25 protein-coding genes are annotated in these 19,453 nt (G+C 62.9%); 18 read left to right on the top strand and 7 right to left on the bottom strand.

Annotation, left to right across the window (positions count from 1 at the left end; translation table 11 throughout):
• Positions 1-6: 6 nt before the first annotated feature.
• The 3 genes from O4H62_RS16030 to O4H62_RS16020 all read right to left on the bottom strand — a co-directional run bounded on the left by O4H62_RS16030 (position 7) and on the right by O4H62_RS16020 (position 1,993).
• Positions 7-585: a tetratricopeptide repeat protein gene (locus O4H62_RS16030; protein ID WP_269389320.1), complete on the bottom strand. Its 579-nt coding sequence runs from the start codon at positions 583-585 to the stop codon at positions 7-9.
• Between the two features lie 2 nt (positions 586-587).
• Positions 588-1,421, bottom strand: coding sequence for an MBL fold metallo-hydrolase (locus O4H62_RS16025; RefSeq protein ID WP_269389318.1), 834 nt, complete (start codon positions 1,419-1,421; stop codon positions 588-590).
• Positions 1,422-1,516: 95 nt separating this feature from the next.
• Positions 1,517-1,993 (bottom strand): GFA family protein, encoded by a 477-nt coding sequence (locus O4H62_RS16020; RefSeq protein WP_269389317.1) that lies wholly within the window; start codon positions 1,991-1,993, stop codon positions 1,517-1,519.
• Positions 1,994-2,073: 80 nt separating this feature from the next.
• Here O4H62_RS16020 and O4H62_RS16015 point away from each other — a divergent pair, with 80 nt between their 5' ends.
• Complete coding sequence (locus tag O4H62_RS16015; RefSeq protein WP_269389316.1) at positions 2,074-2,820, top strand: YebC/PmpR family DNA-binding transcriptional regulator; 747 nt, start codon at positions 2,074-2,076, stop codon at positions 2,818-2,820.
• 63 nt (positions 2,821-2,883) lie between these two features.
• On the opposite strand, the gene O4H62_RS16010 is transcribed toward O4H62_RS16015, so the two are convergent.
• Positions 2,884-3,870, bottom strand: coding sequence for an LLM class flavin-dependent oxidoreductase (locus O4H62_RS16010; protein WP_269389496.1), 987 nt, complete (start codon positions 3,868-3,870; stop codon positions 2,884-2,886).
• Positions 3,871-4,016: 146 nt separating this feature from the next.
• Between O4H62_RS16010 and ruvC the strand changes: the two genes are divergently transcribed.
• The 8 genes from ruvC to O4H62_RS15970 all read left to right on the top strand — a co-directional run bounded on the left by ruvC (position 4,017) and on the right by O4H62_RS15970 (position 8,137).
• Positions 4,017-4,523, top strand: a complete 507-nt coding sequence (ruvC, locus tag O4H62_RS16005) for a crossover junction endodeoxyribonuclease RuvC (RefSeq protein ID WP_269389314.1) — start codon at positions 4,017-4,019, stop codon at positions 4,521-4,523.
• 72 nt (positions 4,524-4,595) lie between these two features.
• Positions 4,596-4,847, top strand: coding sequence for an AbrB/MazE/SpoVT family DNA-binding domain-containing protein (locus tag O4H62_RS16000; protein WP_269389313.1), 252 nt, complete (start codon positions 4,596-4,598; stop codon positions 4,845-4,847).
• Between the two features lie 3 nt (positions 4,848-4,850).
• Positions 4,851-5,264 (top strand): type II toxin-antitoxin system VapC family toxin, encoded by a 414-nt coding sequence (locus O4H62_RS15995; protein WP_269389312.1) that lies wholly within the window; start codon positions 4,851-4,853, stop codon positions 5,262-5,264.
• Entirely contained in the window at positions 5,261-5,878 is a 618-nt protein-coding gene (gene ruvA / locus O4H62_RS15990) for a Holliday junction branch migration protein RuvA (RefSeq protein WP_269389311.1), read from the top strand. The genes O4H62_RS15995 and ruvA overlap by 4 nt, the downstream gene beginning before the upstream one ends.
• 67 nt (positions 5,879-5,945) lie before the next feature.
• Positions 5,946-6,212, top strand: a complete 267-nt coding sequence (locus O4H62_RS15985; RefSeq protein WP_269389310.1) for an AbrB/MazE/SpoVT family DNA-binding domain-containing protein — start codon at positions 5,946-5,948, stop codon at positions 6,210-6,212.
• The gene (locus tag O4H62_RS15980) at positions 6,199-6,597 is read left to right on the top strand and encodes a PIN domain-containing protein (protein WP_269389309.1); all 399 of its coding nucleotides are present in this window, start codon (positions 6,199-6,201) and stop codon (positions 6,595-6,597) included. The genes O4H62_RS15985 and O4H62_RS15980 overlap by 14 nt, the downstream gene beginning before the upstream one ends.
• Positions 6,594-7,631 carry a Holliday junction branch migration DNA helicase RuvB gene (gene ruvB, locus O4H62_RS15975; RefSeq protein ID WP_269389308.1) on the top strand — a complete coding sequence of 346 codons (1,038 nt, stop codon included), beginning with the start codon at positions 6,594-6,596 and terminating at the stop codon, positions 7,629-7,631. The genes O4H62_RS15980 and ruvB overlap by 4 nt, the downstream gene beginning before the upstream one ends.
• A complete protein-coding gene (locus O4H62_RS15970; RefSeq protein ID WP_269389307.1) occupies positions 7,628-8,137 on the top strand; it encodes an NUDIX hydrolase in 510 nt (169 codons plus the stop codon). Before ruvB ends, O4H62_RS15970 begins: the two co-directional genes overlap by 4 nt.
• Before the next feature lie 42 nt (positions 8,138-8,179).
• Here the strand turns inward: O4H62_RS15970 and O4H62_RS15965 are convergent, their stop codons facing one another.
• The 3 genes from O4H62_RS15965 to O4H62_RS15955 are packed head-to-tail and all read right to left on the bottom strand — an operon-like array spanning position 8,180 to position 11,150.
• A complete protein-coding gene (locus O4H62_RS15965) occupies positions 8,180-9,064 on the bottom strand; it encodes an NAD-dependent epimerase/dehydratase family protein (protein WP_269389305.1) in 885 nt (294 codons plus the stop codon).
• Positions 9,061-9,933 (bottom strand): glycosyltransferase, encoded by an 873-nt coding sequence (locus O4H62_RS15960; protein ID WP_269389304.1) that lies wholly within the window; start codon positions 9,931-9,933, stop codon positions 9,061-9,063. Before O4H62_RS15960 ends, O4H62_RS15965 begins: the two co-directional genes overlap by 4 nt.
• Positions 9,930-11,150, bottom strand: a complete 1,221-nt coding sequence (locus O4H62_RS15955) for an NAD-dependent epimerase/dehydratase family protein (protein WP_269389303.1) — start codon at positions 11,148-11,150, stop codon at positions 9,930-9,932. The genes O4H62_RS15960 and O4H62_RS15955 overlap by 4 nt, the downstream gene beginning before the upstream one ends.
• Positions 11,151-11,276: 126 nt before the next feature.
• Here O4H62_RS15955 and ybgC point away from each other — a divergent pair, with 126 nt between their 5' ends.
• The 9 genes from ybgC (at position 11,277) to tilS (ending at position 19,403) form a co-directional block, all read left to right on the top strand.
• A complete protein-coding gene (gene ybgC, locus O4H62_RS15950; RefSeq protein ID WP_269389302.1) occupies positions 11,277-11,750 on the top strand; it encodes a tol-pal system-associated acyl-CoA thioesterase in 474 nt (157 codons plus the stop codon).
• Positions 11,750-12,505, top strand: a complete 756-nt coding sequence (gene map, locus O4H62_RS15945) for a type I methionyl aminopeptidase (RefSeq protein ID WP_269389300.1) — start codon at positions 11,750-11,752, stop codon at positions 12,503-12,505. The genes ybgC and map overlap by 1 nt, the downstream gene beginning before the upstream one ends.
• 242 nt (positions 12,506-12,747) lie before the next feature.
• Complete coding sequence (gene tolQ / locus O4H62_RS15940; protein WP_269389298.1) at positions 12,748-13,464, top strand: protein TolQ; 717 nt, start codon at positions 12,748-12,750, stop codon at positions 13,462-13,464.
• Between the two features lie 9 nt (positions 13,465-13,473).
• Positions 13,474-13,926 carry a protein TolR gene (tolR, locus tag O4H62_RS15935; RefSeq protein WP_269389296.1) on the top strand — a complete coding sequence of 151 codons (453 nt, stop codon included), beginning with the start codon at positions 13,474-13,476 and terminating at the stop codon, positions 13,924-13,926.
• Positions 13,927-13,936: 10 nt separating this feature from the next.
• The gene (locus tag O4H62_RS15930; RefSeq protein ID WP_269389294.1) at positions 13,937-14,959 is read left to right on the top strand and encodes a hypothetical protein; all 1,023 of its coding nucleotides are present in this window, start codon (positions 13,937-13,939) and stop codon (positions 14,957-14,959) included.
• Positions 14,960-15,016: 57 nt separating this feature from the next.
• Positions 15,017-16,291, top strand: a complete 1,275-nt coding sequence (tolB, locus tag O4H62_RS15925) for a Tol-Pal system beta propeller repeat protein TolB (protein ID WP_430538449.1) — start codon at positions 15,017-15,019, stop codon at positions 16,289-16,291.
• 133 nt (positions 16,292-16,424) lie between these two features.
• Positions 16,425-16,964, top strand: a complete 540-nt coding sequence (gene pal, locus O4H62_RS15920) for a peptidoglycan-associated lipoprotein Pal (RefSeq protein ID WP_269389291.1) — start codon at positions 16,425-16,427, stop codon at positions 16,962-16,964.
• Positions 16,965-17,128: 164 nt separating this feature from the next.
• On the top strand, positions 17,129-18,031 hold the full coding sequence (gene ybgF, locus O4H62_RS15915) for a tol-pal system protein YbgF (RefSeq protein WP_269389289.1): 903 nt from the start codon (positions 17,129-17,131) through the stop codon (positions 18,029-18,031).
• A gap of 19 nt (positions 18,032-18,050) precedes the next feature.
• Positions 18,051-19,403, top strand: a complete 1,353-nt coding sequence (gene tilS / locus O4H62_RS15910; protein ID WP_269389288.1) for a tRNA lysidine(34) synthetase TilS — start codon at positions 18,051-18,053, stop codon at positions 19,401-19,403.
• Positions 19,404-19,453 lie beyond the last annotated feature (50 nt).

The raw sequence follows: 19,453 nt of genomic DNA, 5'->3' as shown, positions 1-19,453 counted from the left end.
CCCCTGTCAGAGTTCCTGTTGCTTGCCCTTCACCAGGGGCCTCTTGGCGTCCGGGTCGGGCGGCAACATGCCGCGTTCCTTGAGCCAGGGATGAATGGTGACGGCACGGCTCAGCGCTGCGATCGCAACTTCGGGCCGGCCCATCCGCATCAGGACATGGTACATCCCCGACCAGGCGGCGAAATGATCGGGATCGAGTTCCACCGCTTTCTCGAGATCCGACAGTGACCCGTCGATATTGTCACGCAGGAAGCGGGCGAAGGCGCGCTGGTTCCAGCCCTCCGCATAGTCGGGGGCTTTTTCAATGGCTTCATCGAATGCCGCTTCGGCAGCCTCGAAATCATAGCTTTCACGCCGCTTCATGCCGTGGTCGATGGCCGCGCGGACCTCGCGCGTCGGCGCCTGGTCGAGCCACCAGTTCCAGATGGCGTTCTCGGCAAGGCGGCCCTCGCGCTCGGTCTTTGCCGTCTTCAACGCCTCGAACAGCCGTTCTCGTTCGCTCGTGGTCTCGGCGAGCGACAGCGACGGGGCCGGCACGAAGCAAATGGCAGCGAATGCGCCAGCCAGAAAGTTCCTGCGATCCATGCTCAGACTCCCCTCAGCACAAGTATGGTCGGACGGCGCGGCAATGTACGTGCCGAGATGGTGAAGCTGTCGTCATTGACCAGATCGGTTGCGAACTTGTCGCCCATCATCTCGATGAAGCTCGACAGCGGCGCGCCGCGGCGGTGCATCGGCAACAGGATCGAGGATTGCAGGCGCTGGGCAATCCCGGTCATCGCGGCGTGACTGAGCGTCAGGCCGCCATCCACCGGCACCATTACGATGTCGAGCCGGCCGATCTGGGCGAAGTGCCGGTCTTCCAGCGGGTGGTGCAGGTGACCGAGATGACCGATGCACAGGTCCGCAACCTCGAAGATGAAGATCGAATTGCCGTCCGGCTCCATGGCGCCGAAATTGCGGATGTCGGTGGTGACGTTGCGAACATAGACATCCTCGACCACCACATCATGATCGGCGGGTGTGCCGTCGAAATTCCAGCCGCGCAGCACGTGTTCGATGCGCTCGTCCGGCGACAGGGTGAAATGCGAGGAATGGGCCTTGTTCATGGTGACGACATCGGGGACCGCCACGTTTCCGGCCCATCCGTTGTAGTCCGTCGCAATGGTAATGCCGCCGGGCGTGGTGATGACATAGGTCGAATGGCCGGCGAAACTGATCTCTACCTCGCCCGGTCCCGCTGCTGTCTGGACCAGCTCATGGTCAAGATCTTCGGGGGTAAGGTTGGCGTAAATGACGCCGGGAAGGGCTTGCGCGACTGCAAGGCACTGGCTGAAGGGGCGCTGGCTTTCCTGGGCGGTCGCCGGCGAGGCGAGAAGGAAGGCTGCGGCGACGAGCATGAAGGCCTTGATACGGTGCATGGCGGCGGCTCCGTGAAACAGTCTCACAGAAAGAGTTTAGAGCGCGGCGACGTAACGTAAAGGGGCGGGCTTGCCCGGACATACCCGACGTATGGTCAGGGCGTGCTTGTCATCTCCCGCCAGCGCTGTTTCAGCGCTTCGTAGCCGTCGGTTGGCTGGGCGTCATAGGCGAGCTCATCTTCGGCGATTGTCATGAACGGCTGCCTTGAGCGGCACCAGATGTGCCCGGCGGGAACCAGCCAGGAGGTGTCGTCGAGCGTGCCGGCCTTGATGTTGATTTCCGGCGAGCCGTCGGTGCCGTGCCAGATGCGGACGCCGCAATCGGGGCAGAACCAGCCCTGTCGCTCCTTGCCGGAATCGCTCATGCGGCTCACGCATTTGAGACCCGGGTCGACATCCATGTCCTCGCGCCTGAACCGCAGGCTTTCCCCGAAGGCCGAGGAGGTGTGCCTCTGGCACTCGGTGCAATGGCAAAGATAGAACACGACCGGCTGGGCATGCATCCGGTATCGGATCCGGCCGCACTGGCAACCGCCGGTCAGCGGCAGGGGCGGGACTGTGGTTTTCTGCATGATCTGAACCTTCTGGACGAAACGCGGTTAGAACCTTATAACGCGCCAAACCAGATTCCAGAGCAAAGAACAGAGGCGTTATGGCCGGCCATTCACAATTTAAAAACATCATGCACCGCAAGGGACGGCAGGACGCCGTCCGTTCCAAGATGTTCTCCAAGCTCGCGCGCGAAATCACGGTTGCCGCGAAGATGGGCTCGCCGGATCCGGCGATGAACCCGCGGCTGCGACTGGCGATCCAGAATGCCAAGGCGCAGTCGATGCCCAAGGACAATATCCAGCGTGCCATCAACAAGGCTTCCGGCGGCGACAGCGAGAACTACGAGGAAGTGCGCTACGAGGGCTACGGCCCGGGCGGCGTTGCCGTCATCGTCGAGGCGCTCACCGACAACCGCAACCGCACCGCTTCCAGCGTGCGCGCGGCGTTCACCAAGTCGGGCGGCGCACTCGGCGAAACTGGATCGGTGGGTTTCATGTTCTCGCGCGTCGGCGAAATCATCTATCCGGCGGACGCAGGCGATGCTGACGCGATCATGGAAGCCGCGATCATGGCCGGCGCCGAGGATGTCACCAGCGGCGAAGAGGAACATGTCATCCTCTGCGCCTTCGAGGATATCGGCGAGGTGTCGAGCGCGCTCGAGGAAGCGCTCGGCGAGGCGCAGTCGGTCAAGGCTGTGTGGAAGCCGCAGACATCGGCTCCCGTCGATGAGGACAAGGCGATGTCGGTGCTCAAGCTGATCGCGACACTCGATGACGACGATGACGTGCAGAACGTCTACGCCAATTTCGAAGTGTCCGACGAGGTCATGGCGAAACTGTCTGCCTGACGCTTCCGTCCGTCGAGAATTGCAAAGCCGCCGGTCAATCGGGACCGGCGGCTTTTTCGTGTCTTACAGGGCGGACCGCATGGCGCCGAACAGGTTGACGGATTTCAGCCTGGCCTCGATCGAATAGATCGGCATGGAAATCATGATCTCGTCGGCCCTGGTGGCCGCGATGAAGCTCCGCATTTTTTCCGTCACTGTCTCCGGGGCGCCGACCATGGCGTAGCGCAAGGTGTGCTCGACGGCGATCTTCTCCATCTCGTTCCAGAACCCGTCCATGCTGTCGATCGGTTTGGGCATCTTGCCGCGGGCGTTGCGGCGCATGTTGACGAAGGTTTGCTGCAGGGTGGTGAAGAGGTAGTTGGCCTCTGCATCCGTGTCGGCCATCACGCCCATGGTCGCAGCCATGACGTAAGGCGCATCGAGCTGTGCGGAAGGGGTGAACTTGGCGCGATAGATGTCAAGCGCTTCCAGCAGCATGTCGGGTGCGAAATGCGAGGCGAAAGCGTACGGCAGCCCCAATGCCGCAGCCAGATGGGCGCTGTAGATGCTGGAGCCGAGAATCCAGAGCGGCACGTGGGAACCGGCCCCGGGAACTGCGAGCAGCATGCGTTCATCGGGCTCACCGAGATAGTATTGCAGCTCGACGATATCATCGGGGAAGCTGTTGGCGCCTGTCTCCAGATTGCGGCGCAGGGCGCGGGCGGTGTTCATGTCTGTGCCCGGCGCGCGGCCGAGGCCGAGGTCGACACGGCCGGGAAACAGGGCTTCAAGCGTGCCGAACTGCTCGGCAATCACCAGCGGCGAGTGGTTGGGCAGCATGATGCCGCCTGAGCCGATGCGGATGGTGCTCGTCGCATGCCCCGCCTCGGCGATGACCAGCGATGTGGCCGCACTTGCGATGCCCTTCATGCCGTGATGCTCGGCCAGCCAGAAGCGGGTGAAGCCGGCATCTTCCGCCTGCTTGGCCATCAGCCGCGTGCTGGAGAGTGCGTCGCTAGCGGTACCGCCCTCGACGATGGGGCAGAGATCAAGAATGGAAAAGGCGGTCATGAGGATCTTTCGGGGCTGAACTTTGATGAACTCCATGTAGGTGGCCGGTGGCGAAAAGCCAAAGACAGATTGTTGTTCTGCGTGTTTGTTTTTGGTTTGTTCACATTTCGATGGAATGGTCCCACGCATGCAGCTAGGGTTTTTTCATGAAGCACGCGATTCGGATAATCGGGATTGATCCCGGGCTGAGAAACACCGGCTGGGGTGTGATCGACAGCCTGGGCAACTCGTTGCGCTTTGTCGCCTCGGGAACGATCAAGTCAGACAACAAGCTCGATCTCGCCTCGCGGCTAAACCAGCTTTATTCCGGGCTGGAGACGGTGCTGCACGACTTCCAGCCGTTCGAGGCGGCGGTCGAGAATACCTTCGTCAACAAGGACGCCACGGCGACACTGAAACTCGGGCAGGCGCGCGGCATTGCCATGCTGGCGCCGGCGCGTGCCGGCCTGCGGGTTGCCGAATATGCGCCGAACGCGGTGAAAAAGGCGGTGATCGGCGTCGGGCATGGCGACAAGAAGCAGATCCTGATGATGGTCAAAATGCTGATCCCAAAGGCCACCTTCGACAGCGATCACGCCGCCGACGCGCTGGCGATCGCCATCTGCCATGCGCATCACCGCACATCGCCCGAATGGCGGATGGCGGCGGAATGAACGGGCTCCTGCGTTCTTGACATGTTCCACAAGTAGGAATAAGTTGGATTTATTCTTACTTGGAGTGACGCAGTGCGCGTATCGGAAAAAGGTCAGGTGACTATCCCGAAAAACCTCCGCGATCTGGCAGGCATTGGCGCCAACAGCGAGGTTGTCTTCTCCGTGGAAGGCGGGCGAATTTTTCTTGAGGCCAAGGATGGCGGCGAACGCAAGGCTGACAGGCAGCGCCTGACCCGGTTTCTTGCCGCGCTCGACCGTCTCGAAGGCACCGGCGATCCGACGCTCAGCGCGGACGACGTCATGCGCGAAACGCGGGATCGCTAGGACATGGCGACACTGGTCGATACAAATGTCCTGATCGACATCGCTTTCCGCGATCCGGATTGGCGGGACTGGTCGCGCGGCCGGGTGACGGAGGCGCTCAAGCACGGCGCTCTGGTCATCAATCCGGTGATCTTCAGCGAATTTTCCTACCGCTACGAGTCCCTGGAGGAGGTTGATGCGCTGCTCGACCCTTCCGAATTCCAGCGTGAGCATCTTCCCTGGGCTTCGGCTTTCGCCGCGGGGAGAGCCTTCCGGTTCTACCGCAACAATGGCGGAAGCCGCGAGCGGACATTGCCCGATTTCCTGATCGGCGCGCATGCGGTGGTCCGCGGTTATCGGCTGCTGACGCGCGATCCAAACGGCTACCGCAGCTATTTCCCGACGCTCGACATCATAGCCCCGGATACGCACCCATGATCGGCAAACTCAAAGGTACCATAGAGGAAATCGGCGAGGATCACGTGCTCATCGACGTGCACGGCGTCTGCTACGTGGCGTTCTGCTCGTCGCGGACGTTGTCACGGCTGGGTTCTGTCGGCGAGGCGGCGGTGCTGTTCATCGAAACTTATGTGCGCGAGGACCAGCTGAGGCTGTTCGGTTTCGAGAGCGCGCTGGAGCGTGAATGGTTCCGGCTCTTGCAGAGCGTTCAGGGCGTCGGCGCCAAGGTGGCGCTGGCGGTGCTGTCGACGCTGACCGCGTCGGAACTCGCCAACGCGATCGCGCTGCAGGACAAGGCGACGGTGGCGCGGGCGCCCGGCATCGGACCGAAAGTGGCGCAGCGCATCGTCACCGAGCTCAAGAACAAGGCTCCGGCCTTCGGCGGCGACGCTGGCGGCGCGATGGGGCTGAAGCAGGAACTGGGCGAGGGCGTGGCCTCGGCCCCGGTCGCCGATGCCGTTTCGGCCTTGTCCAATCTCGGTTATTCGCGTGACCAGGCGGCCAACGCGGTGGCTGCGGCCATGAAGCTCGCCGGCGACGATCCGGATTCGGCCAAGCTGATCCGGCTGGGGCTGAAGGAACTGGCGCGGTAGGTTTCCTTGCTTTTGGGGGGAATCCTTACTATCTTGAAATGTAAGGATTGAATGGAATGGTAAGGATATGGGTGTCGAATCAAAGATCACCACCAAGGGTCAAACAACAATCCCGATCGAGGTTCGTGAATATCTGAAAGTCGGGGCGGGCGACCGCATCGGCTATGAATTCGTCGACGGCAAGGTGGTGCTGGTGCCGAAGAACCGAAGCGCGCTGGATTTCGCGGGCGTGCTTTTTGAACCAGACCGCGAACCCGTGTCGGTGGAAGCCATGAACGAGGCAATCGGCGAGGCTGTCTCCGATCGATACGAGCGGTCGCATGATCGGGATTGACACCAATGTCATCGTCCGGCTCTTGACGCGGGATGACCCCGCGCAGTTCGACGCTGCGGTCAGGCTGGTGAAGGCCAGCGGTCCCGACAGGCCGCTGTTTGTCAATCCGATCGTGGTTGCCGAAACCATCTGGGTGCTCGAGCGGATCTACAAGACCGACCGGGCGACGGCTCGAAAGCAAGTGGCCGGGTTGCTCGACACGGTGGAGATCAAGGTGCCGGAGACCATGCAGATGGACGGTTGGAGCGAGTGGCTGAAATCGCCGCATCCGGACTTTTCTGATGTCATGATTGCCGGACTCAACAGCGCAAATGGATGTGAAACAACGATGACGTTCGACCGCAAGGCCGCCCAATCTGTCCCCGGCATGGAACTCCTGACATGAGCGACTCTGACCGCCTGATCTCCCCGGACAAGCGCGGCGAGGACGTCGACACGACCCTGCGTCCGCAGTCGCTCGACGAGTTCACCGGCCAGGCCGAGGCGCGCGCCAACCTGAAAGTGTTCATCGAGGCGGCCAAGGGCCGGGCCGAGGCGCTCGACCACGTGCTGTTCGTCGGGCCTCCCGGGCTTGGCAAGACCACGCTGGCGCAGATCATGGCCAGGGAACTGGGCGTCAATTTCCGCTCGACCTCGGGTCCGGTGATAGCCAAGGCCGGCGATCTCGCAGCCCTTCTGACCAATCTCGAAGACCGCGACGTGCTGTTCATCGACGAGATCCACCGGCTCAATCCGGCGGTCGAGGAAATCCTCTATCCGGCGATGGAGGATTTTCAGCTCGACCTGATCATCGGCGAGGGGCCGGCGGCACGCTCGGTCAAGATCGACCTCTCGCGGTTCACACTGGTCGCGGCGACCACGCGGCTCGGGCTTTTGACCACGCCGCTGCGCGACCGCTTCGGCATCCCGGTGCGGCTGCAATTCTACACGGTCGAAGAGCTTGAACTGATCGTGCGCCGCGGGGCTAGGATCATGGGGCTCGGCATGACCGATGACGGCGCGCTCGAAATCGCCCGCCGGGCGCGCGGCACGCCACGCATCGCCGGACGGCTGCTCCGGCGGGTCCGTGATTTTGCCGAAGTCGCCAAGGCCGAGGCGGTGACCCGGCAGATTGCCGACGAGGCACTGACGCGGCTGTCGGTCGACAGCATCGGGCTCGACCAGCTCGACCGGCGCTATCTCGACATGATCGTGCGCAATTTCGGCGGCGGTCCGGTGGGGATCGAGACCATAGCCGCCGGCCTGTCGGAGCCGCGCGACGCGATCGAGGACATCATCGAGCCCTATCTCATTCAACAAGGCTTCCTGCAGCGCACGCCGCGCGGGCGGGTGCTGACGGCACGGGCCTGGAGCCACATGGGGCTCAATCCGCCCAAGGATCTTGCCGCCACGCAAGCCAGCCTGTTCGAAGACGAATGAGCGGCAAGTCGCGCCGCACGATCCGGTTCAACGACGAGGGCCGGCGCTTCAACGCCCGTGTCGCCGGGCTGGCGCTCAATCGCGGCCACCTGCTGATCCACCGGGCCGTGCACGAGCCGTTCTGGACCATTCCCGGCGGCACCGCGGAACTGGGCGAAGACAGCCGGGCGACGCTGGTCCGGGAAATGCAGGAGGAACTCGGCGTCGAGGTCAGCGTCGGGCGGCTGGTGTTCCTGGTGGAGAATTTCTTCGATTTCGAAGGCCGCTCCTGGCACGAGATCGGCTGGTATTACCTGATGGACCTGCCCGGCGATTTTCCGTTCTCAACCGACGGCAGGATCGTCCACGAGATCGCCGACGGCAAGAACCGGCTCGAGTTCAAATGGGTGCCGGCGACGCGCCAGAGCCTCGCCGCCTTGCCGCTGCCGCCGGTGTTCCTGGCCGACCGGATCGAGGCCCTGCCGGAAACAACGGAACACATCATCTGGGATGACGGCCAATTGTAAGGCCGCGCCGGACCGGCCGCCGTTCGGCCAAGGCCCCGTCGTTCAGACCGTTTCGGCGAGCTGCCTGAGGGTCTCCTCGAACAGCGGCCAGCCACCCGGTTGCCATCCGAGCGTGCGGATTTTTCCGGTGTCCATTTCCGCGACCCCCGCCTTGTCTGCAGAGACGGGAAGGGCGGGCAGGCCCGATCGCGCTGCCTTGAGAGGCGCCAGGATGTCGCGCGTGTCGGCAACCAGGTCGGAGACGTTGAAGCTCTGCCCCCCGACCAGTTCAGGTCCGGCTTTCAGCATAAGACGCACCGCCCGCGCGGCGTCGCGGCCGTGCACTTCCGACCCGGCGCGGACCGGCACCGGGTGCCCAGCCAGGTAATTCGCGAACAGGCCGTCCCACTTGTTGGGTCTGAGGTCGCCATAGACGCCGGTGAGGCGCAGGCTCGCGGTGGTGAAACCGGGCGCATTCAATGCCGCAAGCGCCTGTTCTCCCATTAGCTTGATCTCCCCGTAGAGGGACGCCGGCTGCAGCGATAGGTCCTCGGTCAGGCGTGTGCCGGGTGCAATGCCGTCATAGACGGCACGGCTCGACAGGAAGACGAAGCGTTTCACGCCGGCGCGTTTGGCGGCTTCGAAGAGCCTGACGCTTCCGTCGAGATTGCACCGGCGGAAACGGTCCGGGTCATCGCCTTCGCCGCCGCGATAGCGTCCGGGCAGGTGATCGAAGGCGGCATGAACTACGGCATCGATTCCGGCGAACAGGTCTTCGTCGATGCTTTCCGCATCGAGCGTTGCGGGCCGGAAGGTAACGGCCCGCGGGAACAGGTGATCGGCGGGCGGGGTCCTGCCGGCAACGGTGACATCGTAGCCGGCTTCCAGCAGCGTCTCGACGATGTAACGCCCGACCAGGCCGGTGCCGCCGGTGACCAGGGTTTTCATGTCTCGCCTGGTCCGGAGGGATTGGCCAGCGCGGCAATGTCCGGGATCGCCTCTCCGGTGAAGTAGGCATGCCACAGATCGATCAGTGGGCGTAACTTGTCCGCCTTCGGATGATCGGCCTCCCAGGGCTTTTCATACTGGTAGTGCAGCACGCCAATTTGCTTCCAGTCCCACAGTTCGGGCAGGTTGAACCAGACATATTGCAGCATGTTCATGGTGACCGGCAGGCCGTGCCAGTCGGGGAAAAACGTCTCGAGAAAGGTCTGGTCGGTGCGTCGCCAGAACACATCGGGCTGGTCCAGCATCTCCACCATTGCGGCGAAGGTCTCAAGCGACGGCCTGGCAACGAAGACGCCGGAATTCAGCCGGTGAAAATCCCGCAAGGTCTCGTAGACATTGGGTGCCGCGGAGAATTCGGGATAGTCGAACAGCTTGTCGATGTTGCGCAACACCAGCGCATCGGCGTCGATGAAGACGCAAGCCTCATACTCGGTCAGCTGCCAGAGCCGGAGCTTGCAGAAATTGTCGAGCGGCGAATGAAAGGCCGGCTTGCGCCCCTTGGTGAAAGGAGCGTCGGCGTGCAGGCGTCCGCGGGCGTGGCGCTCGTTGAAGCCGTCCGAGGTGTCGAGCAGCTCGGTCCGGACCAGGCGGCAATCGAGATCCGACAATGGTTCCAGCGCGGTATCCTCGACCCCGCCGGTGTGCAGAACCACGATGTCGGCATCCGCACCGGCATGCCGGATCGAGCGGGCAAGCGCTGTCGCGCCCATCGCGTAGTCTCGATTGGTGACCAGCGTGACATAGGCGCGGGTGCCCGCTGCGGGCCGGTTCGCGCTCAGGCCTGCAGGTAGGGGGGCGGGTGCGCTCATGAAACGGATTTGAGCGCCTTGCCTTCCGGATCGCGGTTGATCGAATTGGCGATGTCGCGGGTCCAGGCGGACACGGCGGGAACCCGCGAGCGGTCGACGCGGTAGGCATATTTCTTCGCCACGTCGACGACTTCTTCGAGCAGGCCTTCCTTCAGCGTCGTTGGCTCAAGCCCGAGCCCGAGGAACTTCTCGTTGCGGACCACGAGATCGTTCTCTGCGGCTTCCTTGCGCGGGTTCGGCAGCCAGGCAATCTCGGCGCCGGTCATTCCGGAGATCATCTTGGCCAGATCACGGACACGGTGGGTCTCGGTCATCTGGTTGAAGATCTCGACCTTTGCACCGCGCGCCGGCGGGTTCTTGAGCGCGATCTCGATGCAGCGCACCGAATCCTGGATATGGATGAAGGCGCGGGTCTGTCCGCCGGTGCCGTGAACGGTCAGCGGATAGCCGATCGCAGCCTGGATCAAGAAGCGGTTGAGCACCGTGCCGTAGTCGCCGTCATAATCGAAGCGGTTGACCAGTTGCTCGTGGCGTCTTGTCTGGTCGGTGTGGGTGCCCCAGACGATGCCCTGGTGCAGGTCGGTGATGCGCAGATTGTCGTTCTTGGCGTAGAACTGGAAAATCAGCTGATCGAGGCACTTGGTCATGTGGTAAATCGAGCCGGGATTGGCTGGATAGAGAATATCCTGCTGCACGGTCTCGCCGGCCATGGTCTCGATGCCGACCGGCAGATAGCCTTCCGGGATCGCCGCGCCGACGGTCGAGTAGCCATAGACGCCCATGGTGCCCAGATGCACCAGATGCGCGTCAAGTCCCAGTTCCACCATGGCGTTGAGCAGATTGTGGGTGGCATTGACGTTGTTGTTGACCGTGTAGTTCTTGTGGCGGTCGCTCTTCATCGAATAGGGCGCCGCGCGCTGCTCGGCGAAATGGATGATCGCATCGGGCCGCTCTTCGCCCAGCCATTTCTTCAGAAGCTCGTAGTCCTTGGCAAGGTCGATCAGGTGGAAATGGATCTTGCGGCCGGTTTCCGCATGCCAGATGCGGGTGCGTTCCTGGATCGAATCCATCGGGGTGAGAGACTGGACGCCCAGTTCGGTGTCGATCCAGCGCCGCGACAGGTTGTCGATGATGTGGATTTCGTGCCCTGCGTTGGAGAGATGCAGCGATGTCGGCCAACCGACGAACCCGTCGCCGCCCATGATTGCAATCTTCATCGATGATTCTCCTGTGCCTGCATGGTTTTAATCCTGATAGATCGGTTTTATGACAGAAACACGATTGTCTCAAATCCAAGTTGGGGCTGTGGATAAACTGGGCGCAGGAGCAGGCAGGCCGGAACCATGCACATATCGCTATCGGGACACATGCAGGACGGCAGCCATCGGCTGACGCAGCGGGTTTATTACGAGGACACGGACTTTTCCGGATTCGTCTATCACGCGCGCTACCTGCATTTTTTCGAGCGCGGCCGGACGGATTACATCCGGCTTCTCGGCGTGTCGCAGGGGCAACTGCATGCGCAGACCGATCCCGCGGACGCCGTGGCCTTCGTGGTCCGGCGGATGGAAATCGATTTCAGGTCGCCGGCGCGCATGGATGACGTGCTGACCATCGTGACGACGCCCGCAGAGGTTCGCGGCGCGCGGATGCTGCTCAGCCAGGCGATCACGCGCGATGATCAGGTGCTGGCGGCTGCCGAGGTAACTGTTGCGGTAATCAACGGATTTGGCCGGGCACGGCGGCTGCCGGAGGCGCTGATGCAGCGCTTTCTTGGCGCGGGCCATGCCGGTGATCATGCCGGGGAGGTGTCATAATGGTTGTTTCCTCGAATGAAGACCTCGAAAATCTCCGCGAGATCGGACGCATCTGCGCCAACACGATCAGGACGATGGCGGCGGCCATGGAACCGGGGATGACCACCCGCGAGCTCGACCTGATCGGACGGCGCTTTCTCGAAGATCACGGCGCCCAGTCGGCGCCGGAGTTCTGTTACCAGTTTCCCGGTGCGACCTGCATTTCGGTCAACGAGGAAGTTGCCCATGGCATTCCCGGCGAGCGGGTGATCGCGGCCGGCGACCTGGTCAACATCGACGTTTCGGCCCTCAAGGACGGTTATTTCGGCGACACCGGCGCGTCCTTCGGCGTCGCCCCGGTGGCGGCGCGAACCGGCCGGCTGCTACGGGACGGCAAAAGGGCGCTGTCGAAAGGCCTGGCCCAGGTCAAAACCGGGGCGCGGTATGCCGCCATCGGCGACGTGATCGGCAAGTTCGCCCAAAAAAACGGCTACACGCTGATCCGCAACCTCGCCAGCCACGGGGTCGGCAAGTCGTTGCACGAGGACCCCTCGGAGATCGCCACCTGGCCGGACCGGCACGAAAAACGGCTGATGACGGAGGGGCAGGTCTTTACCGTCGAGCCGTTCCTGTCGCTCGGCGCCACCGTCGCCGAGAGCGAGGACGACGAGGATGCCTGGACCCTCTACGGCTACCCGCGGGCGTTGACGGTCCAGTTCGAACACACGGTCGTGGTCAGCCGCAACGGCCCAATAATCCTCACGCTTCCGGATTGACGGACGGCTCGGGAAGCCTTGGTTGCACCGGGTTCGAATCCTAACCAAGCCTTAACCATAATAATTTATTACCGAAATCATGAGGATTGCGCGGATCGTGTGCGCCATCCTTTGACCAAATTTGACCGCGAGAAGACTTTGAAAGTGGTTAGGCGGCAATCGCTCACTTCTGGTCTCCCGGCAAAAGTGACGTCTTGGCCGCCCGGTAATAAAGCCGGGCGTTTGGATTCGAGGGTAATTGAATGGAACAGGTTGGACTTGCAGCAACCAGCGACGTAACGCTCTGGTCGCTCTTCATGCAGGCTGGTTTTGTGGTCAAGATCGTGATGCTTGGCCTGATCGGCGCATCGATCTGGACCTGGGCCATCGTCGCGGACAAATGGATCTCGTTCGGCAAGTTCCGCCGCCAGCTCGACCAGTTCGAGCAGGTGTTCTGGTCGGGTCAGTCGCTTGAGGAATTGTACCGGACATTGTCTGACAAGAAATCGTCCGGCATGAGCGCGATCTTTGTCTCGGCCATGCGGGAATGGAAAAAATCCTTCGAGCGCGGCGCCAAGTCGCCGATCGGCCTGCAGATGCGCATTGACAAGGCGATGGACGTGACACTGTCGCGCGAGGCCGATGCGCTGGAATCCCGGCTTGGGTCGCTGGCGACGATCGGATCGGCGGCGCCGTTCATCGGCCTGTTCGGCACCGTGGTCGGCATCATGACCTCGTTCCAGGCAATCGCCGGATCGAAATCCACCAATCTTGCCGTCGTCGCGCCGGGCATTGCCGAAGCGTTGCTCGCCACCGCCATCGGCCTGCTGGCCGCCATTCCCGCGGTCATCGCCTACAACAAGTTTTCCGGCGACGCGGGCAAGCTGTCCGCCCGCATGGAAGGCTTTGCGGATGAGTTTTCCGGCATCCTGTCGCGGCAGATCGACGAGCGTCTCAACGCCCGTCAGGCAGCGGAATAGGGGGCGCTCATGGGCATGTCCGTATCGGGTGGCCGGGGCGGCGGATCGCGCCGCGGAAGGCGTGGCAGCCGCAAGCAGCTGTTGAGCGAAATCAACGTCACGCCGTTCGTCGACGTGATGCTGGTGCTGTTGATCATCTTCATGGTTGCCGCACCGCTGCTCACCGTCGGTGTGCCGATCGACCTGCCGGAGACCGAAGCCAAGGCGCTGAATTCCGAAACCCAGCCGATTACCGTTTCGGTCAATTCCTCGGGCCAGGTTTTCCTGCAGGAGACCGAGATCCCGATCGATGAAGTCGTCGCCAAGCTCGAGGCGATTGCCACCACCGGTTATGAAGAGCGGATCTATGTCCGCGGCGACACCAATGCCGATTACGGCACCGTGATGAAGGTGATGGCCCGCATCTCGGCGGCTGGCTTCAAGAATCTCGGCCTGGTGACACTGCAGGAACAGGACAGTTGACGGCGCGCTGATGAAGGGAAGTCTGGCGACATCTACAGTTTTGCATGCGCTGGTGCTGGGCGTCGCCCTGTCATCCTTCACAGCGCCGCGGACGCTTGAGGTCGCCGATGTGGAATCGTTTCCGGTCAGCATCGTGCCGATCGAGGAGATCACCCAGATCCAGCAGGGGGTGAAGACCGCACCGGTGGCCGAGAAGGCCGCTCCGACGCCGACGTCGCGTCCCGATCCCGTGCCCGATGCGCAGAATGCCGGCGATAACGCCGTCGATCTGAAGTCCAGCGAAGCGGCCACGCCGAGCCCGAAGGAAGTCGTTTCCGAGGCGCCGCCGAAGCCAGCGGAAAAACCGGCGCCGAAGCCGGAATCGGTCAAGACGGCCGAACCGACCCCGGCCCCCGAAAAACCGGCTGAACCTGCGCCGGCGCCGGTCGATGTGGCGGCGCTGCCGGCGCAGACGACACCTGATCCGGTAGCCGAAGCGATCACCGAGGCTGCCCCGGCCGAGCCGCAATTCGCGGCCCTGCCGAGTGCCGGCCCGGTGCCGCAGACTCGTCCTGAACCGGTGAAAGCCGCCGCAAAGCCGGAAGCGCAGGAGAAGGCCTCGTCGAAGGAGAGCGATTTCAATGCCGACGAGGTGGCGGCACTTCTCAACAAGCAGGATGCGACCGGCGGTGGTGCCAAGCGCTCGACCGAAACCGCATCGCTCGGCGGCCAGCGGACCACGCGCGGCAACACGCTGAGCCAGAGTGAGATGGATGCGCTCAGGGGCCAGATCCAGAAATACTGGAACATCATTCCCGGCATGGCCGATGGCGGAGATGTGCGGGTCACGGTCAAGATGCGGCTTGATCAGGCAGGCAATATCATTGGCGAACCGGATGTGTCCGCCAGCGGCGGCTCTGCGGGAACCCGTGGTACCCTGTCCGGCAGCGCCCGGCGTGCGGTGCTCAGGGCCCAGCCCTACCAGTTGCCGAAAGAGAAGTATGATTCATGGGCTGAAGTGATCGTGAACTTCGATCCGAGCCAGATGTTCTAAGCGCTGAAAGGCTGCATTATGAAAATGATCAACCAGGTTCTTGTCTTTCCACTGGCAATGGTTGCCGCATTGGTCCTGCTGACGGCAGGTCCGGCGCGGGCGGTTGTCGAGATCGATATCAATCGCGCCAATGTCGAGCCCTTGCCGATCGCGATCACCGACTTCATCTCCAACGATGATCTGGGCGCGCAGATCGCCGCGGTGGTGGCGGCGGACCTCAAACGGTCCGGACTGTTCGCACCTATCGACAAGGCCGCTTTCATCGAGAAAATTTCCAATCCCGACGCGGCGCCGCGGTTCCAGGATTGGCGGGTGATCAACGCACAGGCGCTGGTCACCGGCCGGCTGGCGCGCGAAGCCGATGGGCGTCTCAGGGCCGAGTTCCGGCTGTGGGACACTTTCGCCAACCAGCAGCTTTCCGGCGAACAGTTCTTCACCCGGCCGGAGAATTGGCGGCGGGTGGCGCACATCATCGCCGATTCGATCTATGAGCGGCTGACCGGCGAGAAGGGCTATTTCGACAGCCGCGTGGTGTTCGTGTCCGAAAGCGGCCCGAAGACCGACCGCAAGAAGCAGCTGGCGATCATGGACCAGGACGGCGCCAACCTGCGCATGCTGACCAATGCCAACGACATCGTGCTGACGCCGCGGTTTTCGCCCTCGCGCCAGGAAATCACCTACATGTCGTTCGAGGGCGGCCAGCCGCGGGTCTACCTGCTGCAGCTGGAAACCGGCCAGCGCGAGCTGGTCGGCAATTTCCCGGGCATGACGTTCTCGCCGCGCTTTTCGCCCGATGGCCAGAAGGTGATCATGAGCCTTCAGCAGGAAGGCAACGCCAACATCTACACGATGGACCTGAGGTCGCGCTCGACCACGCGGCTGACCAACACCGCCGCAATCGACACCTCGCCGTCCTATTCGCCCGACGGCAGCCAGATCGTGTTCGAAAGCGACCGGGGCGGACGCCAGCAGCTCTACATCATGGGCGCAGACGGTTCCAACCAGCGGCGTGTGTCATTCGGAGACGGCTCCTACTCGACGCCTGTGTGGTCGCCGCGCGGCGATCTGATCGCGTTCACCAAGCAATCGGGCGGCAAATTCTCGATCGGCGTGATGCGGACCGATGGCTCGGGCGAGCGCATTCTGACCACCGGCTTCCACAACGAAGGACCGACCTGGAGCCCCAACGGGCGGGTGCTGATGTTCTTCCGCCAGCCCGCCGGCGCCGGCGGTCCGCAGATCTATTCGATCGACCTGACGGGCTACAACGAGCAGCTGGTCAGCACGCCGACCTATGCGTCTGACCCGGCCTGGTCGCCCTTGCTGGAGTAGGGGTAGATCCCGAAAAGGGCAGGATTTCGCCGTCTTTGCGCCGCATTGTACGTTCAAACGCTGCAAACAGAGACGAAATAGAGAGAATTTTAACTGTCTTTCTTCAACGCCGATTAACCGCGACCGGTTACAAATGGTCAACCAAACACGTCCAAGGAGTTCGGCCATGCGCCGCATGCAAGAATTTGCCCGCAACCCGGCGATGATCGCGCTGTTCACAGCGCTCGTGCTGACAGGCTGCGCCTCGAAAAAGAACAACCTGCCCAACAACGCCGCAGATCTCGGCCTGGCCGGCAATGCGGCTCCGGGCACCCAGCAGGACTTCACCGTCAATGTCGGCGACCGGATCTTCTTCGACACCGATTCCTCGGTGATCCGGGCCGATGCTGCCGCGACTCTCGATCGCCAGGCGCAGTGGCTCAACCAGTATCCGAACTACCAGATCACGGTTGAAGGCCATGCCGACGAGCGCGGCACGCGCGAATACAACCTTGCTCTGGGCGCCCGCCGCGCGGCCGCCACGCGGCAGTATCTCTCCACCCGTGGCATCCAGGCAAACCGCATCCGGACGATCTCGTTCGGCAAGGAGCGTCCGGTCGCGGTCTGCGACGACATCTCCTGCTGGTCGCAGAACCGGCGCGCGGTCACGGTTCTCGGCGGCGCCGGAAGCTGACGGCAGGTCCCAGGTTTGGAATGAGAGATGGCGGCTCCCGGGCCGCCATCTTTTTTGTGGCAGGTCGGTTTCACCATAGTTTGGCCGGTTTGTGCGTTGATTTGCTATCCTGCCATGCGTTATCCAGTTGTCCGGGCAATTACCCGTGTCATGAGGTCAGGCCGATGAAACCCTTTTCCAGACTAATCGCAGCGGTGGCGATCAGTGCCTTTGCTTATCCCGCGAGTGCGGCGCCGCTGCTTTCCGCTTTCTTGCAACAATCGCCGGTGCCGCCCGCACCGGTCGGAGCCGCGGACACGAGCCGGGCACCGGTGATCCTGGCGCAGAGCGGTGATCCGGTCTTCCGGATCGGGCAGCTCGAGGAGCAGGTTCGCGGGCTCAATGGCCGCATCGAGGAACTCGGGTTCCAGCTGTTGCAGATGCAGGAGCAGATGCGCCAGATGCAGCAGGACAACGAGTTCCGATTCCAGGAGCTCGAGAAGACCGGCAACCAGCGCGGCGATGCCGGCCCTGCCGTCACCCAGCCGGGCATCGAGCAATCGAGCACCGCGTCGACGACCCCGGACACGCAGGGGCTCGGTGCCCCCGAGACGGATCTCGGCACCATCCGGTTTGATGACAAGGGCGATCTCATCGGCGGAATCATCCAGCCGATGGATGGCGGAAGCGATACCGCCTCGCTGTCATCGCCGGAAGACATGTATCAGGCCGGATACAATCACATGCTGGCCGGCGACTATGCTCTGGCCGAGCAGGTGTTTGAGGATTACGTCGCCAGCAATCCGGATGATCCGCGGGCCTCGGACGCCATGTTCTGGCTGGGCGAGGCGCAGTATTCGCAAGGCCGGTACCAGGAGTCCGCCAAGACCTTTCTCGACGCCCACAAGCGGTACCCCCGCGCCGACAAGGGCGCCGATACACTGCTCAAGCTTGGCATGTCGCTGGCCAAGCTCGACAATCGTGAAACCGCCTGCGCCACGCTGCGTGAGGTGCTGATCCGCTATCCGGGCGCTTCGGCGGCGGTACGCGCCAAGGTCAGCGAAGAGCAGAAACTGGCGAGCTGCTGAGTTCTTGTCGAACCCGATGATGCCCGTTCATTCGGGCGGTCCCGCACAAAAACCGCCATCACTTTATCAATGTCTCTCTGATTTTCTTGCCGGCCTGACCGACCATCGCCCGCTCGGCGTGGCAGTGTCGGGTGGTTCGGATTCGCTCGGATTGCTTTACGGGCTCGCCGCCCTGGTGCCCGCGGTAAAGCTGGTGGCGTTGACGGTGGATCACGGCCTGCGTCCCGGATCGGCCGACGAGGCGCGCTGGGTCAAGTCCCGCTGCCGGCGGCTCGGCATTCGTCACGAGACGCTCAAATGGGAAAGCGGCCAGCCTGAGACCGGTCTGCAGGCCGCGGCCCGGGCGGCCCGTTACCGGTTGCTGGCCGAGGCATCCGCGCGCCTCGGTCTTTCCGCCGTGCTGACAGCGCACACGCGGGATGACCAAGCCGAAACGCTGGCCATGCGCCGTGCCCGCAGTGCGTCGGAGGATGCTCCGGGCCTCGCCGGCATTCCGCCGGCAACCCTGTTCGAAGGCCGCATGTGGGTATTGCGGCCGTTCACGGGATTGCCTCGCATCAGGATCCGCGAGTTTCTTCGCGGCAAGGGTGTCGAGAACTGGATCGAGGATCCGTCCAACAACGATGCTCGTTTCGAGAGGGTGCGGGTTCGCACCCGATTTCGCGAGGAAGGAGCGGCGTTGGACGGACCGGATGGGTCGCAGATCGCGATCGCCCGTTTTCGGCTTGCCAGCCTGGCGGCAGACTTCATCGATGCCCGCTGCCATGTTGATGTGGACGGCCTGGTTCGGATGCGATACCGGCCGGATGATGCGCCGGAGGTGACGACAGCGGCGCTGGAAGCCCTGATCGACTGGTGCGGCGGCGCTTCGCGTCCGCTCGACAGGCGCGGCAAAGCGACGCTTGCCGGTTTCATCAGCTCATCCGCTGGCGGCGGTGAGGGCGGGGCCATCAGCCTCGGACGGACGCTGATCCGGCGCAGCGGAACCTGCCTTGCTCTCGGACGGGAACGCCGCGACGTAGCCGGGCTCAGCCTCGAACCGGGTGGCCGGGGCGTCTGGGACCGGCGCTTTAACGTTCACAATCTCTCCCGCACGTCGATGCTGACAGTGTCAGGGAGCGAAAACCGCGGTATCATGCCCTGTTTCAGCCGTGATCGCGATCTATCTGAAGCAGATTGGCGCCTGGAGGAAGGAGTTGTTGGCGGATTTGTCTGCCAGCGGCTTGCGGGCCGCAGTTCGCGTATTCTGCCGGTGCAGCAATTGCCCATCGCCCAGGCGCTGGCCCGATTGGCGAAGCTCAGGCCGTTCCCGGAGTGCCCCTGGGCCAATCCACTGGATATTCCGGCGTTAACTGCGATGAAACTGCGATGACAAACGCCGCCGGCAGCCTTGGCAAGTCCCTTCCGGGCTCCTATGTTACA

This window comes from Parahoeflea alexandrii, assembly GCF_027214025.1.
Lineage (GTDB): Bacteria > Pseudomonadota > Alphaproteobacteria > Rhizobiales > Rhizobiaceae > Hoeflea > Hoeflea alexandrii_A.
This window is presented reverse-complemented; position numbering and strand designations above follow the sequence as displayed.

Coding starts and splice junctions, on each gene's coding strand:
- ruvA (WP_269389311.1), top strand. CDS start 5,261: ATGATCGGCAAACTCAAAGGTACCATAGAGGAAATCGGCGAGGATCAC.
- O4H62_RS16015 (WP_269389316.1), top strand. CDS start 2,074: ATGGCCGGCCATTCACAATTTAAAAACATCATGCACCGCAAGGGACGG.
- pal (WP_269389291.1), top strand. CDS start 16,425: ATGGTCAACCAAACACGTCCAAGGAGTTCGGCCATGCGCCGCATGCAA.
- O4H62_RS15970 (WP_269389307.1), top strand. CDS start 7,628: ATGAGCGGCAAGTCGCGCCGCACGATCCGGTTCAACGACGAGGGCCGG.
- tilS (WP_269389288.1), top strand. CDS start 18,051: ATGCCCGTTCATTCGGGCGGTCCCGCACAAAAACCGCCATCACTTTAT.
- O4H62_RS15995 (WP_269389312.1), top strand. CDS start 4,851: ATGGCGACACTGGTCGATACAAATGTCCTGATCGACATCGCTTTCCGC.
- O4H62_RS16020 (WP_269389317.1), bottom strand. CDS start 1,993: ATGCAGAAAACCACAGTCCCGCCCCTGCCGCTGACCGGCGGTTGCCAG.
- tolR (WP_269389296.1), top strand. CDS start 13,474: ATGGGCATGTCCGTATCGGGTGGCCGGGGCGGCGGATCGCGCCGCGGA.
- O4H62_RS15985 (WP_269389310.1), top strand. CDS start 5,946: ATGGGTGTCGAATCAAAGATCACCACCAAGGGTCAAACAACAATCCCG.
- O4H62_RS16025 (WP_269389318.1), bottom strand. CDS start 1,421: ATGCACCGTATCAAGGCCTTCATGCTCGTCGCCGCAGCCTTCCTTCTC.
- O4H62_RS15960 (WP_269389304.1), bottom strand. CDS start 9,933: ATGAGCGCACCCGCCCCCCTACCTGCAGGCCTGAGCGCGAACCGGCCC.
- O4H62_RS16030 (WP_269389320.1), bottom strand. CDS start 585: ATGGATCGCAGGAACTTTCTGGCTGGCGCATTCGCTGCCATTTGCTTC.
- ybgC (WP_269389302.1), top strand. CDS start 11,277: ATGCACATATCGCTATCGGGACACATGCAGGACGGCAGCCATCGGCTG.
- O4H62_RS15930 (WP_269389294.1), top strand. CDS start 13,937: ATGAAGGGAAGTCTGGCGACATCTACAGTTTTGCATGCGCTGGTGCTG.
- O4H62_RS15965 (WP_269389305.1), bottom strand. CDS start 9,064: ATGAAAACCCTGGTCACCGGCGGCACCGGCCTGGTCGGGCGTTACATC.
- map (WP_269389300.1), top strand. CDS start 11,750: ATGGTTGTTTCCTCGAATGAAGACCTCGAAAATCTCCGCGAGATCGGA.
- ruvB (WP_269389308.1), top strand. CDS start 6,594: ATGAGCGACTCTGACCGCCTGATCTCCCCGGACAAGCGCGGCGAGGAC.
- O4H62_RS15980 (WP_269389309.1), top strand. CDS start 6,199: ATGATCGGGATTGACACCAATGTCATCGTCCGGCTCTTGACGCGGGAT.
- O4H62_RS15955 (WP_269389303.1), bottom strand. CDS start 11,150: ATGAAGATTGCAATCATGGGCGGCGACGGGTTCGTCGGTTGGCCGACA.
- O4H62_RS16010 (WP_269389496.1), bottom strand. CDS start 3,870: ATGACCGCCTTTTCCATTCTTGATCTCTGCCCCATCGTCGAGGGCGGT.
- ruvC (WP_269389314.1), top strand. CDS start 4,017: ATGAAGCACGCGATTCGGATAATCGGGATTGATCCCGGGCTGAGAAAC.
- ybgF (WP_269389289.1), top strand. CDS start 17,129: ATGAAACCCTTTTCCAGACTAATCGCAGCGGTGGCGATCAGTGCCTTT.
- tolQ (WP_269389298.1), top strand. CDS start 12,748: ATGGAACAGGTTGGACTTGCAGCAACCAGCGACGTAACGCTCTGGTCG.
- tolB (WP_430538449.1), top strand. CDS start 15,017: ATGGTTGCCGCATTGGTCCTGCTGACGGCAGGTCCGGCGCGGGCGGTT.